The sequence below is a fragment of the Mesorhizobium denitrificans genome, from assembly GCF_003403035.1.
Lineage (GTDB): Bacteria > Pseudomonadota > Alphaproteobacteria > Rhizobiales > Rhizobiaceae > Mesorhizobium_G > Mesorhizobium_G denitrificans.
On record NZ_QURN01000014.1, the window covers coordinates 128,828 to 143,290 of the forward strand.

Annotated in this window: 16 protein-coding genes; 2 read left to right on the top strand and 14 right to left on the bottom strand. The window is 56.4% G+C overall.

What is annotated here, in order from left to right; all coding sequences use genetic code 11:
* The 6 genes from DY251_RS17170 to DY251_RS17195 form a co-directional block, all read right to left on the bottom strand.
* Positions 1 to 1,818: an ABC transporter ATP-binding protein gene (locus tag DY251_RS17170; protein WP_116625134.1), complete on the bottom strand. Its 1,818-nt coding sequence runs from the start codon at positions 1,816 to 1,818 to the stop codon at positions 1 to 3.
* The gene (locus tag DY251_RS17175) at positions 1,815 to 2,765 is read right to left on the bottom strand and encodes a phosphoenolpyruvate carboxykinase (ATP) (RefSeq protein WP_116625135.1); all 951 of its coding nucleotides are present in this window, start codon (positions 2,763 to 2,765) and stop codon (positions 1,815 to 1,817) included. The genes DY251_RS17170 and DY251_RS17175 overlap by 4 nt, the downstream gene beginning before the upstream one ends.
* Positions 2,762 to 4,654 (bottom strand): lasso peptide isopeptide bond-forming cyclase, encoded by a 1,893-nt coding sequence (locus DY251_RS17180; protein WP_116625136.1) that lies wholly within the window; start codon positions 4,652 to 4,654, stop codon positions 2,762 to 2,764. Before DY251_RS17180 ends, DY251_RS17175 begins: the two co-directional genes overlap by 4 nt.
* Positions 4,651 to 5,145 (bottom strand): lasso peptide biosynthesis B2 protein, encoded by a 495-nt coding sequence (locus tag DY251_RS17185; RefSeq protein ID WP_116625137.1) that lies wholly within the window; start codon positions 5,143 to 5,145, stop codon positions 4,651 to 4,653. The genes DY251_RS17180 and DY251_RS17185 overlap by 4 nt, the downstream gene beginning before the upstream one ends.
* On the bottom strand, positions 5,039 to 5,344 hold the full coding sequence (locus DY251_RS17190; protein ID WP_245416017.1) for a PqqD family protein: 306 nt from the start codon (positions 5,342 to 5,344) through the stop codon (positions 5,039 to 5,041). The genes DY251_RS17185 and DY251_RS17190 overlap by 107 nt, the downstream gene beginning before the upstream one ends.
* Positions 5,345 to 5,412: 68 nt before the next feature.
* Positions 5,413 to 5,565, bottom strand: coding sequence for a lasso RiPP family leader peptide-containing protein (locus DY251_RS17195; protein ID WP_116625161.1), 153 nt, complete (start codon positions 5,563 to 5,565; stop codon positions 5,413 to 5,415).
* Between the two features lie 509 nt (positions 5,566 to 6,074).
* Here DY251_RS17195 and DY251_RS17200 point away from each other — a divergent pair.
* On the top strand, positions 6,075 to 7,154 hold the full coding sequence (locus DY251_RS17200; RefSeq protein WP_137113493.1) for a nucleotidyltransferase family protein: 1,080 nt from the start codon (positions 6,075 to 6,077) through the stop codon (positions 7,152 to 7,154).
* Positions 7,135 to 7,557: a hypothetical protein gene (locus DY251_RS17205; RefSeq protein WP_137113494.1), complete on the top strand. Its 423-nt coding sequence runs from the start codon at positions 7,135 to 7,137 to the stop codon at positions 7,555 to 7,557. Before DY251_RS17200 ends, DY251_RS17205 begins: the two co-directional genes overlap by 20 nt.
* Before the next feature lie 73 nt (positions 7,558 to 7,630).
* On the opposite strand, the gene DY251_RS17210 is transcribed toward DY251_RS17205, so the two are convergent.
* The 8 genes from DY251_RS17210 to DY251_RS17245 all read right to left on the bottom strand — a co-directional run bounded on the left by DY251_RS17210 (position 7,631) and on the right by DY251_RS17245 (position 14,384).
* Positions 7,631 to 8,308 (bottom strand): GntR family transcriptional regulator, encoded by a 678-nt coding sequence (locus DY251_RS17210; protein WP_116625141.1) that lies wholly within the window; start codon positions 8,306 to 8,308, stop codon positions 7,631 to 7,633.
* 89 nt (positions 8,309 to 8,397) lie between these two features.
* Positions 8,398 to 9,171, bottom strand: coding sequence for an SDR family NAD(P)-dependent oxidoreductase (locus tag DY251_RS17215; RefSeq protein ID WP_158553275.1), 774 nt, complete (start codon positions 9,169 to 9,171; stop codon positions 8,398 to 8,400).
* Entirely contained in the window at positions 9,164 to 9,955 is a 792-nt protein-coding gene (locus DY251_RS17220; protein ID WP_116625143.1) for an SDR family oxidoreductase, read from the bottom strand. Before DY251_RS17220 ends, DY251_RS17215 begins: the two co-directional genes overlap by 8 nt.
* Positions 9,952 to 11,034 (bottom strand): branched-chain amino acid ABC transporter permease, encoded by a 1,083-nt coding sequence (locus DY251_RS17225; RefSeq protein WP_116625144.1) that lies wholly within the window; start codon positions 11,032 to 11,034, stop codon positions 9,952 to 9,954. Before DY251_RS17225 ends, DY251_RS17220 begins: the two co-directional genes overlap by 4 nt.
* Complete coding sequence (locus DY251_RS17230; RefSeq protein ID WP_116625145.1) at positions 11,034 to 11,915, bottom strand: branched-chain amino acid ABC transporter permease; 882 nt, start codon at positions 11,913 to 11,915, stop codon at positions 11,034 to 11,036. The genes DY251_RS17225 and DY251_RS17230 overlap by 1 nt, the downstream gene beginning before the upstream one ends.
* Positions 11,912 to 12,670 carry an ABC transporter ATP-binding protein gene (locus DY251_RS17235; protein WP_116625146.1) on the bottom strand — a complete coding sequence of 253 codons (759 nt, stop codon included), beginning with the start codon at positions 12,668 to 12,670 and terminating at the stop codon, positions 11,912 to 11,914. The genes DY251_RS17230 and DY251_RS17235 overlap by 4 nt, the downstream gene beginning before the upstream one ends.
* On the bottom strand, positions 12,667 to 13,383 hold the full coding sequence (locus DY251_RS17240) for an ABC transporter ATP-binding protein (RefSeq protein ID WP_116625162.1): 717 nt from the start codon (positions 13,381 to 13,383) through the stop codon (positions 12,667 to 12,669). The genes DY251_RS17235 and DY251_RS17240 overlap by 4 nt, the downstream gene beginning before the upstream one ends.
* Before the next feature lie 59 nt (positions 13,384 to 13,442).
* Positions 13,443 to 14,384 carry an ABC transporter substrate-binding protein gene (locus DY251_RS17245; RefSeq protein WP_116625147.1) on the bottom strand — a complete coding sequence of 314 codons (942 nt, stop codon included), beginning with the start codon at positions 14,382 to 14,384 and terminating at the stop codon, positions 13,443 to 13,445.
* Positions 14,385 to 14,463 lie beyond the last annotated feature (79 nt).

The following is a 14,463-nucleotide window of genomic DNA, read 5'->3' on the forward strand; positions in this document are numbered from 1 at the left end:
CTACGCTGCCGCTGATTCTGCGGAAAGCATTCGCGACAGCCTGCTTTGCGGCAGCTTCGTAAGCGCCGCATACGCACCGCTTTCCGCAACCTCACCCGCGTGAAGCGCCACAACATGATCTGCAAATGCAATCATGGAAGGACGGTGCGCAATGGTCAGGATCGTCATATCCCCGCGCAGCGCCATAATCGTCTCCGAAATCAGGCTTTGATGACGCCAGTCGAGAGCGCTCGTTGCCTCATCGAGGATGAGCAGAGCCGGTTTGCGTATCAAAGCGCGCGCAAGCGCGATGCGCTGGCGCTCCCCGCCAGACATCCGAATGCCCCGCGCGCCGATTTCCGTTTCAAGTCCTCTCGGCATCTGTCGCACGAAATTGTCTGCTCCGGCTTGCTTCAAAGCGCTCCAGATTTGCTCGTCAGATGCCTGCGGAGCCGCGAGCCTCAAATTGTTGGCGACCGTGTCGTCGAACAAAAATACGTCCTGCGGAACATAGGCGACCCGGTTTCGCCACGCGCGGCCTTCCTGCACCAGCAGCGGACGCCCGCCGATCAGCATTTCGCCAGCTTGCGGCATTTGCAGACCCAGCAGAATCTCGGCAACCGTGCTTTTTCCGGCCCCGGATTCGCCAATTAGCGCCGTCACCTTTCCTGCCGGCATATCGAAGCTGACATCCTTCAGCGCCGCTCGTTCGCTATCGGCTGAATACGCGAAGGTCACGTTTCGCAACTGGACCGAAGGCGCCGCCAATTCGCCGATCCACGCCGGTTGCTGCACTTCTTCGCTTTCTGCGCAGCGTTCCAGTTCGCCTCGCATCGATGCAATCGCCTGCACCGCCGGAAGCACTGCCAGCAATTGCTGGATATAGGTTTGCAACTCACGGAACCTGCTGAAAATGCGCGTGAACAGCAGCAGCAGCACTATGGTTTCAGCCAGCGACAGGCGGAAAACCTCCAGCGCCGCATAGACGAATACGCAAAGCACCAGCCCGGCGAACACGTTGAAAAGCGCGGTGGAGTTTGTCGTCGCCAGCACATATTCACGGTCTTGCGCTCGCGCCTCTGCCTGAATGGATTTCACGCGATCGGTAAACTGCGTCTCGACGTTCAAGACCTTCGCAATCTTCATCCCATCGACCAGCTGGCTGATGGTTCCATGCATCTGCTTGCGATTTTTTCCGACGCGCGCGCCGTGCTTCATCGCCTGCGTGCGCACCGGCTGCAATACCGCAAAAACGACGACACCCACCACGCAGGCAAACGCGGTCATAGGCACCGAAACGAAGAATGACGACGCGACGTAGACCGCAAGCAAAACCAGCGTTTGCGCAAGCATAAGCACGCAGAAGCCAGCACCCTGCACGCGGTCGGTTTCGGTCGTAAGCGCATGTTCCGCATCAGAGGTTCGAATTGCGGAAAACACGTCCCATCGCGCCCGGCTCAGGCTCTCAAAAAGGCTGGTGCGTTCCCGCGCCACGTAGTCGAAAAGCAATTCGCCCATATGTGCCGAGCGCAGCCGTTGAAACCACGCCTGAAGCACCAGCAGCACGGCCAAAAAGACCAGCGCCGGTCCGATCTTCAGCGTTCCGCCCGACAAAAACGACAAGGCCGGAATGTTGATTACCGTTCCGTCGAGCCCACCCGAAGCAAACCCCAACAGCGGAATCAGCATCAGAATCGATACGCCATCCACCACGCTTGCCAGAAGAAGGTAGCCAAGCGCGATCCAAGCGCGCTTGCCGGAGCGCTTCCAGAAGTCGCGCGCAAAGCGCCAGACCTCGGCCAGCCCCGCTTTTTTCTGAGCGCTTTGCGCTTGCGTCATGAGCGCGCCAGATCGTCTATGATCTGCCCCTCGATTTCGCCCGCGCGGCCAAGATTATCAGCCACGACCAGCCGCGCCGAAACGCTTTGATTTGAAAGCGCCGCACATTTTCTAAAATGATCCCGCATCGGCAGGCTCGCGGTAAGCTTCGATCCGAAACGGCTGATAAAGGAAAACCGCAGCAAGGCCCCGAAAGCTGCATGCGTATCAAGTCGTTGCATCTGCGCTTGCGGTCCGCGTTCAAGCACGTAAAGACGCGAAAGTCGCGCTGGCCGACCCTGAAAATGATGGCTCAGATCGTACTGTCGCTTCGGTTCCAGCCCGGTATGCGGCAGTTGTTGACCCTCGTCGGCGCGCCACAGCAGCGTATCGGCGTACCGTTCCGCCACCTTCAAACGCGGAAATGATGGCACGATAAATGGTTGCCCATGCGCATCAAATTCAATCGCGACCAGATCGTCGGACAAAAGCGCATGTCCCTTGGAAAGGAGCATCGCCGCTGTCGTAGACTTTCCGGTTCCCTTGTCCGCCATCAACACAACGCCACCATCACCCACCGAAATGGCCGATGCGTGCAACACGAGTATTCCCCGTAAATGCAGATAGAGCGCCATGACCGGACCGAGCAGCGGCAGTGCAAGGAGTGAGGCGCCCACCCCAACTGCGGGCTGTACCGATATGCTGTCACCACAGATTTCGAACGCGCCCACAGGGCCCCAAACCAACAGCTGTCGTTCAGCCGAAAATTCAAACATTGGCGGAGCATCCGCCCCAGGTATTTCGACACCAAGATCGCGCACGACGATGGATAGATCAGCGGGGCCACCATCCCCTTCCCATACCGCATCGAGCAGCACTTGCGAGTCGATCCGCAGTCCGAACGCGCAATAGCTGCGCAAGGGTGCGGCGGCGGCATGAGGCGCGGTGAGCGCTTCAACGGTTCTCAAATGCTTACCCCGCTTGCGTTGAGTTCGCCGAGCCATCTATCCAGCATCACAGATCGCCACACATTCTGAATGTCCTGAAGCGATGCTCCTGAAGGATCGTTCTTGATGGTGCGATAGGACCGGCGCGCGCAATCCAGATTCACGAAACACGCGATGCGCTCGGACCCTGGCCCAAGAACATCGCTGATGAGCGCGTCGTGGTGAACAACCAAACCACGCGCAAGATTGCCGCGAAAATCCACCTTACTATACCGCCAGCACACGCTTTCCGGCAAAATTCCCGCCATCGACTTGCGCAATATGTAGCGCGGCCAGCCGTCACGCAGTTTCCATTCCGATGGCAAGGCCAGGCAGAAAGTCACGAGGTCCTTGTCCCAGAACGGATAGCGCGGCTCTACCCCCTGCCGCGCGGCAGCCTTGTCCAAAATCTCGAACCCATTAGCGACCAGCGGCCCTGACAATTGCCAGAGGTGCAGCGCGCCATCGCTGTCACGCACGCTTTGCGGCGGTCGAGTCTCCTCCATCCACCGCTCGATCGCGTCTGGATTGACTCGGCTCTCATTGACTATTTCCAAAGGCGAACGCTGGTTGTCGGCACCGTTTTTTCGCAGCAGCTTGCGATACGCGCCGACCCCTATTTTGACATAAGCACCATATGGCCCCTGCGCCATTCCATAGAGCGCCAGCTTCAGAAACTGCCGGTACGCGCTTTCATTGTGGATCTTTGCTGCACCTCGCACCTCCGTCCAAAGCGCGCCCCAGCGTCCCGCAACAGAAAGCTCAACCAGCCGACCCTGCCCGTGAGAAACGACTTCGTCGCCGCCGTGGCCATCAAGCAGAACGCGAACACCATCCCGGCCCGCCGCTTCATACAACAGCCCGGAAATTCCGAGACCCGGCGCACACAGCGCACCCTCCTGCTGATGCACGAGATTATCGAGTTGGCCGAAAGGCGGCCTATCGGCCACATCGATACTCGTCGGCTGATACTTGCCCGACTGCAACACCTTTTCGATCCAAGGCTGCTCGTCGAACTTTGAGCCCTTGCCGAACACCATCGAATAGGTGCGAAGCCCCTCCGAGCCTTGCGATGCCATTGCGCAAATTGAAGAAGAGTCCAGTCCGCCCGACAGCATCGCCCCGACATTTCCGCCCCGCAAACGACGCTGGACCGAGCGCTGAAACAGGTCACGAAACTGCTCAGCAGCATCCGTCCGCACGCCCTCACGAGATGGTTCAACGGTCCAATACGAGCCTATTCGAACGCCGGATTTGTCAGCCCACAATTGCGAGCGCGGCGGCAGTTTCAACACGCCGTCAACCGAAGTCGTTTCAGAACTGTCCGGCAAACCGGTCAGAAAACGGGCAATCAAGCTTTGCGTCAGCCGCCATTGCCCATCCGCAAGTTGGACGATCGGGCGCACCTCCGAAGCGAATGCGAAACGCTCGTCATTATCGTGATAGTAGAACGGCTTGACGCCGAAGCGATCCCGCGCGGCGTAAATGCCTCGCCTGCCGCCATCCCAGATCGCGAACGCAAAATCACCTTCCAGATGACAGGCGCATTCCTCGCCCCATTTCGCATATGCATGGAGAATGATCTGGGCATCGCTCAGCGGTTTAGCTGTCGCGCCAATGGTCGAAATAAGCTCCTGCCGATTGTCCAGCCTGCAATCCGCCGTAATTGCGAGCTCCGGCGCAGTCCATTCGCAAATTTGGGGAACATCGCCGCCGAGCGCATCAAGATGCGCGTTGCAGAAAGAAGCGCTGCGCAGGCGCAGGACATGCCCGCCATCGCGCGCGCGGTGCTTCATTGCGCCAAGCAGCACCTTGGCCGACGCATTGTGCGCCCTGCCCTTGCGCGAATATATGCCCCCGATGCCGCTCATCGCTTTTCTGTCAGGTCGACGAGATGGACAAAGGACGTCGCCTCAAGTCCCGGCCCGCCTAAAACGACTGCCTTGCCGCTGATTAGCCAAGCATGGGCCTTCAATGAGTTTGACGAATTGCCGTCAACGCCGATGCGGATCGTTGACGCTTGCCCGCGCCGCGCGAGCAAAAATCGCCCAGCAACCGCCTGCGTCAGACAGCTTGCGTGGGGCACGAAGCGCGCAGCAGTTGAAACGCCCCACGCCACTTTTCGCAAATCGACGGGACGGCGTTTGGCGCGATGAAAACGGCTGAGCAGCCCATCGATCCGCTTGTACCCAATCGTGCTCAAGCCAACCCGAACCACGCAGACAACGCCAAGGCAAATCGCGAGATGCGCGGCCTTATTTATTCGGCTGCGGATGGGCATTATCGACTTTAACCAAGCCGGCGCGCGACAAAGTGGACAGAAGAGCAGAAGCGTCCGCCCGGCAAACATCTGCGGCAACATCGAAGCGGCGCGTTATCGCCGTGCAAACCTCATCCAGCGAGCTGGGAGATTGCAATTGCTCCCAGATAGCAGCACCAACGGGATTAAGGCTGTAGTAGACATTCGAATCCATGTCGAGCACAGCAATATCCTTGCCCATGGGGCAAGCCACTGCACTCTTTGAAACCGAGAAAATCGACCCATTCATATCAGCAGACAACTCTCTTCCCCCTCGCGAGTAGAAAAGTGTGATGGGAGCGGCTACGCAGCCGCTCCCAACCTTATCATTCAAGAGAAAGTAAGATCCCCGAACGGGGTTCCTGTCGGAAAGGTCGCATCGAGCGACCAGCCTGACGATTGACCCTGCGTCAAGGATTCGATGGTGCCATGCACGACGAGTTCTGGAGCTTGATACTCCAACTTCCCATCTTCATTTTCCATTGTGGTCTCCTTCTCGACTTCGCCAGCAAGCCCCCTTTTGCCCCACTTGCGTGACAGAAAGTGTTCTTGCTGCAGTGCAATAGCGACACAATCACAATCGAACGTCAAGGCCGATCGAATTCAGCCTGCCCAATTTATACTTTACATTAATATGGTTATTTTGAATAATTTTAGATGTTCTACCAATTATATAACCGTTATTTCGGCATAAGGTAAAACTAAAAATATATATTATGATATAAAATTAGACCTATACACCCTCGCTATATTCGCAGAAATGCTCATGAAATATCCTTCCGTGCTGAAAAATTGGGCAATCATACCAGCACGCGGGCAAGCGCATGGAGATATAAGCGCCAAATATGCAACAGATTCATGATATTTGGATGTAACCTGCCGTTTGACCATTTGTATGCTCCATATCGTATGGACAGCATGTTCTACGATTCTATACTTTTTCGCACTTGCAGCATGGATCAGGGGCTTGCTAAGCTCTCTGAGTGGAAAGAGTGCCGGTACCTTATACGTTCAACGCACCCCCGAATGATGTCCGAAAGGTAGCGGACTTCGTTCAAAGCCTTATGGCAGAAGTGCTGGAGCTTTCACCGATCGTGGATCAGGACTTGCCTGACCTCGACGTTTTGATCGAGGTGCTTCGTATCAACAAACTGTCAGTTCAAATCCTGCCTTTACTTAGAGATCGCCACGCTAAACTTGCCGCAACTTACAACAATCATCGCTTGAGAACCGTCGCACTGAATGCGCAATGTCTTCGTTCAGCGACCTGCGCGCAGGCAGTTCTTGAATCGCGCGGCCTGAAATTTCTGCTGTTCAAGGGCCCGCCGCAACAGATGCAGCTATATGGCAACCGCTACGCGCGGCCCTGCGCGGATCTGGACATATTGGTGCAGCCGGCCGACTTCGTTACAGCAAGAATCGCCTTGCAGGAGATCGGTTACAAAGTAGCGCAGAAATCGAACTCGCTTTGGTGGAGCCGCTTTTTGGGCGAACAGCACCTGAGTCACGATTCGGGCGCCATCATTGATCTGCACCATCGTCTTCACCAACCCGGCTCACCGGGGCCCGCCACCGTGACCTCTTTTCTGGAGAGGGGCCGGATGTTGGCTATCGACGAGACAGCCTATGTCGTTCCGCCTCTGGAAGACGTGCTGTTGATCTGCTGCGTCAATCTCGCCAAAGCGCTGTTCAACAGAGAGCCATGCGGTGGCTATGTTCTGGACATCGCCGCGGCTCTGCTGCGGCTCGGCGCTAAAGACCGCGCGGCCTGTCGTGATCGCGCGGCTCAACTCGGCATGCAGGGAATCTTCCTGCTCGGCATGCGCGCAGTCTCAGCCACCGTTGATCGTTCTATCGTCCCCGACAGCGCAGACGAATTTCTTCCCAGCGTCGACGATCTCACCTTGCGCGACATGCTGCTCACCCCCTCCCTGCCCGACATGCATTGGATTGGCCGACGCGAAATGCTCTGGGCCGTTTGCTCCGAGCGCGGGCATCGTTACATTGCAGAATTAAGCTGGGCGTTTGCGTCTGAGGCTGGCAGACGTATGTTTGCACGCGGCGAAGTTTGAAATGCCCTTGCACCTTCGCCCAGCACCGGAGTGGTTAATGCTGAGACCGTTTAGCTTCCGCATCAGAAATCCACAGCGTGACAAGCAAACTGATGCCGAGCGCTTCAAGCATTTGGCAACCGTCATTGACGAAACCATTGCTGAAGTCGCAGCGGAACAGGAAGGCTTGGACCGTCGCTATAAATTATCTCAATCCGACGCCGCATTGCTGATGATGGCATCAGACAATGACGACGTGACCGAAACACATGCGCATACGCGCCTGTCATCCCTCGAAGCGACGATCATCGCTTGCGAAGAGCGCTTGAAGGAACTGGGTACCCAGAAGAATTTGCTGCAGAAATTGCGCGGGGAATTGCAGCCGCTACTCGCAAGCAAAGGCGACAAGCCAACGGCAGGCTGAGGACGGATATAATTCAACCTGGAAAATTTGGCTGGGGAACTGGGAGAAAGTACTTGGCCTGCAGTCTGGAAGCCTATTTGCCGGCCTGCGTCTCGCGTCCGTCGTAGAAATGTTCGTGATACCATTGCGCCGTGTCGGCAATGTCTCTTAGAAGCGCCTGTTGCGCAGCGTCTCGGTCCTGCGTTCGCAAAGCGCTGAGCAGTTCGCCATGTCGCTCCACGCCACGCCGGAATACTATCGGATCGTAGCTGTTTATCTTGAACGGCATACGAAGCATCGGGCCCGCTCTAACCCAGAGCGTCTCAATGATACCGTGAAGCAATCCTCCGCTCGCCAGGCGATACAGCATGAAGTGAAACTCCATGTTGGCGTCTGTAATAGCCTCTGCGTCACCCCTATCAACGGCAAGTTCGAATTTCCGGTTCGCCAGTTCTAATTGGTCCAACTGCTGTGGGCGCAGGGGCATGGGAATGAGCCGCATGGCCTCGCCCTCAAGCATCAACCGGATACGCACGAGTTCGTCGAACGCAGCGCGGTTCAATTCTGGTACACAGGCCGATCGATTGCCCAACAATTCGAGCGAACGCTCTGCCACCAGGCGCTGCAACGCATCGCGAACTGGAACCATCGAGGTTCCCAGCGCGCTCGCCAACGCGCGGATCGTAAGCTGCGCGCCCGGCTCGAAATGCCCTCTGATCAGTGCATTCCGCAATGTGATGTAAACCTGATCCTGAAGATTGACCTTCTCCATCAAAGAGAGGTCGACTCCCGAAAAGGCGCTCGACGAGTCGATCGATGCTGCACGCCTACCCAACGATGTGTCCCTTTTGTCCCGGCATATCAGTGGGTGACAGTCAATCCACCATCGACGACCATGAGATGACCGTTCACAAATGATGATGCTTCAGAACACAGCATCAACAATGGCCCACGCAAATCATCAACCGACCCCCATCTCTTGAGTGGAACCCGCGAAATCATTCTGGCGTTGAACTCGGCATCGTTTTGCAAAACTACATTTATCTCGGTCCGAATGTAACCGGGGCACAGCGCGTTCACACAGATTCCTTCACTGCCCAGTTCCGATGCCATCGACCGTGTCAATCCGGCGAGTCCATGCTTAGTCGCAGCGTAAGAATGCGCATTCGGCTTGCCTTGCAGAGCAAGTATCGAAGCAACGTTCACGATGCGACCCCACTTCTTTGCGCGCATGGCGGGCACAAAAGCCTGAGCGAGCATGAAAGGTGCAGTGAGGTTAAGCGATATTACGCGCTCCCATTCGGACGCTTCCACCTTGCCGAATGGGCTGCGGTCAATCGTCCCGGCATTGTTCACCAGAATGTCGGGCAACATTTGTGCCTGCTCAAGTTCATGCGCAAGCTGATCCACAGCGCTGTGATCAGACACATCACATGCGAACGCGAAAGCCTGCCCGCCAGCGGCAACGATTTGCTTTCGCACCGCCTCCAAACGCTCAGCAATGCGAGCAACCAGCACCAGCCGTGCACCAGCATTTGCGAGCGTTAAGGCCGCTTCCCGTCCTATGCCTCCCGACGCACCGGTGACGAGCGCCGTGCGCCCGTTCAAACTGAACAGTGACAGTACGTCAGACATCCGGTACGACCTCGAAAAGCGGTGAGCGATAACTTTCGAAATTAGCGCAAACACCAACGGACTGGCCAGATATCCGACTGGCAGCATCGGAAGCAAGAAATACGGCCGTTGCAGCCACGTCTTCCGGTGTAACGGTGGTGTGCAGCGAGACGTTGTGCAGCATCAGTTGCAAATAGGTATCGGGCGGAATGTTCTTCGCCGCCGCCTGCTCTGCCACCACCTTATCCAGCCTTGGCCCGGCAACCATGCCCGGCAAAAGTGCGTTTACGCGAATTCCAAATTCACCCAACTCGATTGCGAGCACATCAGTCAGGCCGCGCACCGCATATTTGGACGCTGAGTAAGGCCCCCGCAACGGCATGCCCATCCGGCCCGCCGTGGAAGACAGATTAAGGATCACCCCGGAGCGCTGCTTTTTCATGTCTGGAATCACGGCTCTGGCACATAAAAACTGGCCCGTGACATTCACCGCCAGCGTACGCTCCCATTCCGCGAGCGAAATGTTCTCAACAACCTTTGTCGGCCCTGCGATTCCTGCGTTGTTAACGAGTATATCGATGCCGCCGAACTCGCCCTTCACTGCCTCGAAGAACGTGGCAACCTGTACCTCATCTGAGACGTCGCAGATGCGCGAAAAGAACGAAGAATTATCAACCGCATCCGCATCTACATCACATATTGCTACCTTGGCACCTGCAGCAGCAAATGCCTTTGCAATTGCAAGACCTATTCCAGAACCGCCGGCGGTTACGACCGCTCTCTTCCCGGTAAGATCGAGTTTCATGAATGAAGCTCCATTGGATTTTCTTGGGGCAATTTGTGTCGGTTGGCGCTACGCCTCGGCCACGACAGTTCAAGTCCGCGGGTCAGACCATCGGGCCGCAGAATGAGAGCGAGCAACATGCAGAGACCGAGCAGGACTTCGCGGCTGCCACCCGGTAAAATGATATTCAGCCCGAATATATCGACGCCGATTTCAAGACGACGGAATATTTCCCCGATGATCGACAAGGTAAGCGTTCCGACGACAACGCCGGAGAGACTGCGGACGCCACCCACGACAAGCATGGCTATGATGGTGAATTGGAGGTTGAGGTAGACATTGTTCGCAGTAGAAAGCGCGCCGTTGGAATGCCCCCAAAGTATCCCTCCCAATGCAGCGACCGCCGCGCTCAGAACGAAGGCCACAAGCCGCAAGCGTTCCGCGCGAATGCCCGATGCACGCGCCGCAACGAGGTCTTCACGAGTTGCACGAAGCAACAAGCCGTATCTGGAAGTCTGAAACAACCACGCCACCAGCAATGATACGCTCGCGGCACACAAAGCGATTTTCGGACCTACATATACCGGCAGACCGACAAGGGACGCCGTGCCCTTCGTCCAGCCGGTCCAATTATTATAAATGACGGAAACGACGATAAAGAACGCGAATGTGCCGATCGACGCCGCGATACCGCTCAACCTTACCAACGGTATGCCGATCAACAGAGCAACGAGAGCTGCGAGCAAGATGCCACCAACAATCCCCACATACGGGGCTGCATCGACCAGTTGTAGAAATTGAGGAAGGTTCGGCAGGATTACTTTCTTCATCATCGGTGGGATCGTTAGCCAGGCAGAAGTGTAGGCCGAGACAATGAGAAACGCGCCGTGGCCAAACGACAGGATGCCCGAATTGCCGATGAAGATGTAAAGCCCCGTCACCATAATCAGCTTGATGAGCGTGTCGGTTGCGATGCGCGACATGGCCGGGCTGATAGCGGAGATCGCAAACGTCAATATTGCGAGCAACACCACCCAGGCGAGACAGGGCCAGAGAAAGCGAAAAATTGCAGAAGGCGTGATCTTGGCTTCGTCGATCATCACACGCGCTCCAGAGAGGAGCGGACGGCAATCAGTCCGCGCGGCCGCACCAGCAACACCACGATAACCGCAGCAAATACAAAAGCTTCGCGGAATGGCTGGAGATCGGGCGGTAGCAACATCTGTAGCAACGTGGTGAGCGCACCAACAAGGAAGCCGCCGAGAGCACAACCCGGTAGGCTGCCAAGTCCACCTATCACTGTTGCTACAAATCCAATCATGGTCAGCGACACACCGAAGAACGGCGTCATCGACCCGGTTTGGGCAACAAACAGAACGGTTACCGTCACAGCGAGCAGCGCGCTGATAGCGAAGGCCGCGGCTATAATGCGGTTGCTGTTCACCCCAACAAGCCGAGCCATACGCGGATTTTCTGAGACAGCCCGCATCTGATATCCGATGCGCGTAAAGTTGATGAAGATGGCGAGCGCAGCGGTCAGCACCAACGTAGCGCCGATCTGGAGCAGGCTCACGCCCGCGATCCGCAACCCGCCAACCTCAAAACCACGGCTGATTTCGGGGAGAAAATTCACCGTGCGCGTCAGAGAGCCAAACAACATCACATAGAAATATTGAATCATGAAACTGAGGCCAAAAGAGACGATCATAAGTGTCTCTGGTGGTGCTCTGCGCACTTGTCGAAAAACAAGCCAATCGCTTGCTAGAGCGAAGATCACCACAAACACTAGCACACACAGCACCGCGACGGGCCAATAGAAGCCAGCGGTCAGCAGCAGTACATAGGCACCGACCATGATGTACTCGCCATAGGCGAAGTTGACGAGGCCGATAACCCCGAAGATTAGCCCGATACCGATTGCCGTTAGCGCGTATAATCCGCCGACACTTGCGGCATCGATGAGCATCTGGAGAAAGGTCATTGTGCAGTCTCCACTTGTGGGGATGTTCGGACGATCCCGGCAGCAGCTCGTCCGAAAAGAGCCTGTTCAACCAACCCGCCCTTAGCGAGTTCTTCCGGACTGCCCTCCAATGTCACTCGTCCGGCCTGAATAATGTATGCGCGATCACACACGCCGAATGCCCTTTCCGCATTCTGCTCGACGAGCAGGATCGAAGTTCCACTCTTTTTCAATTCGGCGATGGTTTCGTATACCTTGTCGGTAATGATCGGAGCGAGGCCCAGCGAGGGCTCGTCGAGCATCAGAAGCTTAGGGCGCGCCATCAACGCGCGACCAATTGCGAGCATCTGCTGTTCTCCACCAGACAGAAAGCCTGCCATCTGCTTGCGACGCTCTGCAAGGCGCGGAAACAGCGAATACATCCGATCAATGTCAGTTTTTACGACGGCAGCGTCGCGGCGCAGGCTTGCTCCGATCAGCAGGTTTTCGTGTACGCTGAGCTTGGCAAAAATATCTCTGGTTTCGGGAACTACAGATATCCCCGACCCTACGCGCTGTTCTACGGAGGCCGAACCAATATCTTCTCCGCGCAATTTTATGCTGCCCGAGCGAGCCGGAACGACGCCTGCGATTGTCAGCAACAGTGACGATTTCCCTGCACCGTTCGGACCTATAAGAGCAACCGTTTCGCCTTCATCAAGATGGATGGACATATTTGCCACCGCACGGACTGCTCCATAGATCACCGTGAGGCCGACTACATCGAGATGTCTCATGCCGCGCTCCCGAGATAGGCCTCGCGCACCATGGAATGGCTGCGGATTTCATCTGGCGTCCCGACGGCAAGCGTTCGTCCGCTTTGCAGCACCTGAACGCGGTCGCAAAGCTTGAAAACCACGCCCATATTGTGCTCGATCAGGAGAACACCCGCACCCCGTTCGCGCAACATCCCTACCACGGCCAGAAAGGCGAGCGCCTCGTCCTCATTCATGCCTGCCGCCGGTTCGTCGAGCATTACGAAAGCCGGTTTCGAAACCATTGCGCGTGCGATCCCGACGCGCCTTTCAATGCCATATGGAAGCGCGCGTGCTTCCACATTGATCCAGTCACCGAGGCTTAGAAGTTCGACCAGCTCACGTTCACGCTTGCGGGTTTCGGAAACCGACAAGCCGATTGCGAGACCGGCAGCACTGATATTCTCGGCAACGGTCAATCCGGGGAAAAGGCGCACCGCCTGAAACGTCCGCACAAGGCCAGCGCGAACACGATGTTCGGGTCTGGTAAAGGTTATGTCTTTTCCGCCGATTCGCACGGCTCCGGCTTTCGGCTTCTGGAACCCTGTCAGCACATTCACGAACGTGCTTTTTCCAGCACCATTCGGTCCAATCAGACCGAGAATCTCTGCCGGTCGGATTTCGAGATCGACATTATCGATCACCGTCAGTCCTCCGAAACGAACCGTAATATTGGTCGCGGAAAGCCTGTTCATAGCCGCTTCCTCAGTTGAGAAGGAGAGCTGCAGCGGCTTGGCCGCTGCAGCAACGCGTATCAGAACTGCGGCGGATCGACCTTTTCCGCAGCGCGACGACCTAACGGCTCGAACTTTCCGTTGGTAGCCTTCATCATCAGCATCGGCGTGTTGAGGTTGATGTGGAGCTCAGGGGTGAATGTCGAACCACCGGTGAGCAGCGGCTCGTTGGAGAATGTCTCCATCGCCGCCTTGATCGCATCAGGATCAAGGCTGCCCGCCTTTTCCGCGCCATGCGCCCATGCCTCCACGGCAGTGTAGCCGGTCACTACATGGCCCATCTTTGCCGGTTCCTTGTACTTCGCTTCATACTTCTTCATGAAATCAGCGATGCGGGGTTCAGGGTCGTTGCCGTAGATCGAGGCATAAACAGCGATATAGAAGTTCGATAGATCCGGAACCGCGTCTATCCAGTGCGACCCATCCATCGACTCCGACGCCAGAATCGGAACGTCGATCCCCGCTGACCGGACTTGTCTCATCATTGAGCCGTTGTTGGTAAAACCACACCACATAACGAAGTTGGCGCTGCTGGCGGCCTTAATGCGGGATATCTGGCCGGCTATGGCATTGTCGTTCAAGCCGTTCCACGTATCCTCGCCAACGATGCTATCTTCACCCTTCAATTCTACCCAGCGCTTTCTGAAATTATCGCAAAGTGACTTGGTGTATTCGATTGCGGTGTCCTTCATGATGTACACCTTGTCCCACCCGGCCTGTTCCGTAGCGAATTCCGCCAGCAGCGCGCCTTGGCCGTTTGTGGCAAGAGACATTGTGAAAGCTTTTGGACCCACGCCCTGCACACCAAATTTCGCATCGGCAGCGCAGCTCGCGATAGCGATCTTGCCTGCCGAAATTGTCGCAAGTGCTGCGGGTGCACCGAAGTCATAGTCGCAGGCGACAAGCACCATTTCAGCGCCCGCATCGAGAACTTCAAGTGCGACTGTCGTGTTGATTTCCACTCAGAAGTGAGCCGGGTTTTCCATCGAGAAGTGAGCCACCTCTGATTATGGATTTCGAGTCATGCTGGGGTCAATACGG

Bases quoted from the DNA above. Each gene is read 5' to 3' on its own strand.
- DY251_RS17180 (WP_116625136.1), bottom strand. From the start codon at position 4,654: ATGAGCGGCATCGGGGGCATATATTCGCGCAAGGGCAGGGCGCACAAT.
- DY251_RS17230 (WP_116625145.1), bottom strand. From the start codon at position 11,915: ATGACCTTTCTCCAGATGCTCATCGATGCCGCAAGTGTCGGCGGATTA.
- DY251_RS17170 (WP_116625134.1), bottom strand. From the start codon at position 1,818: ATGACGCAAGCGCAAAGCGCTCAGAAAAAAGCGGGGCTGGCCGAGGTC.
- DY251_RS17215 (WP_158553275.1), bottom strand. From the start codon at position 9,171: ATGTCTGACGTACTGTCACTGTTCAGTTTGAACGGGCGCACGGCGCTC.
- DY251_RS17195 (WP_116625161.1), bottom strand. From the start codon at position 5,565: ATGGAAAATGAAGATGGGAAGTTGGAGTATCAAGCTCCAGAACTCGTC.
- DY251_RS17210 (WP_116625141.1), bottom strand. From the start codon at position 8,308: ATGGAGAAGGTCAATCTTCAGGATCAGGTTTACATCACATTGCGGAAT.
- DY251_RS17225 (WP_116625144.1), bottom strand. From the start codon at position 11,034: ATGATCGACGAAGCCAAGATCACGCCTTCTGCAATTTTTCGCTTTCTC.
- DY251_RS17240 (WP_116625162.1), bottom strand. From the start codon at position 13,383: ATGAACAGGCTTTCCGCGACCAATATTACGGTTCGTTTCGGAGGACTG.
- DY251_RS17185 (WP_116625137.1), bottom strand. From the start codon at position 5,145: ATGTTGCCGCAGATGTTTGCCGGGCGGACGCTTCTGCTCTTCTGTCCA.
- DY251_RS17235 (WP_116625146.1), bottom strand. From the start codon at position 12,670: ATGAGACATCTCGATGTAGTCGGCCTCACGGTGATCTATGGAGCAGTC.
- DY251_RS17220 (WP_116625143.1), bottom strand. From the start codon at position 9,955: ATGAAACTCGATCTTACCGGGAAGAGAGCGGTCGTAACCGCCGGCGGT.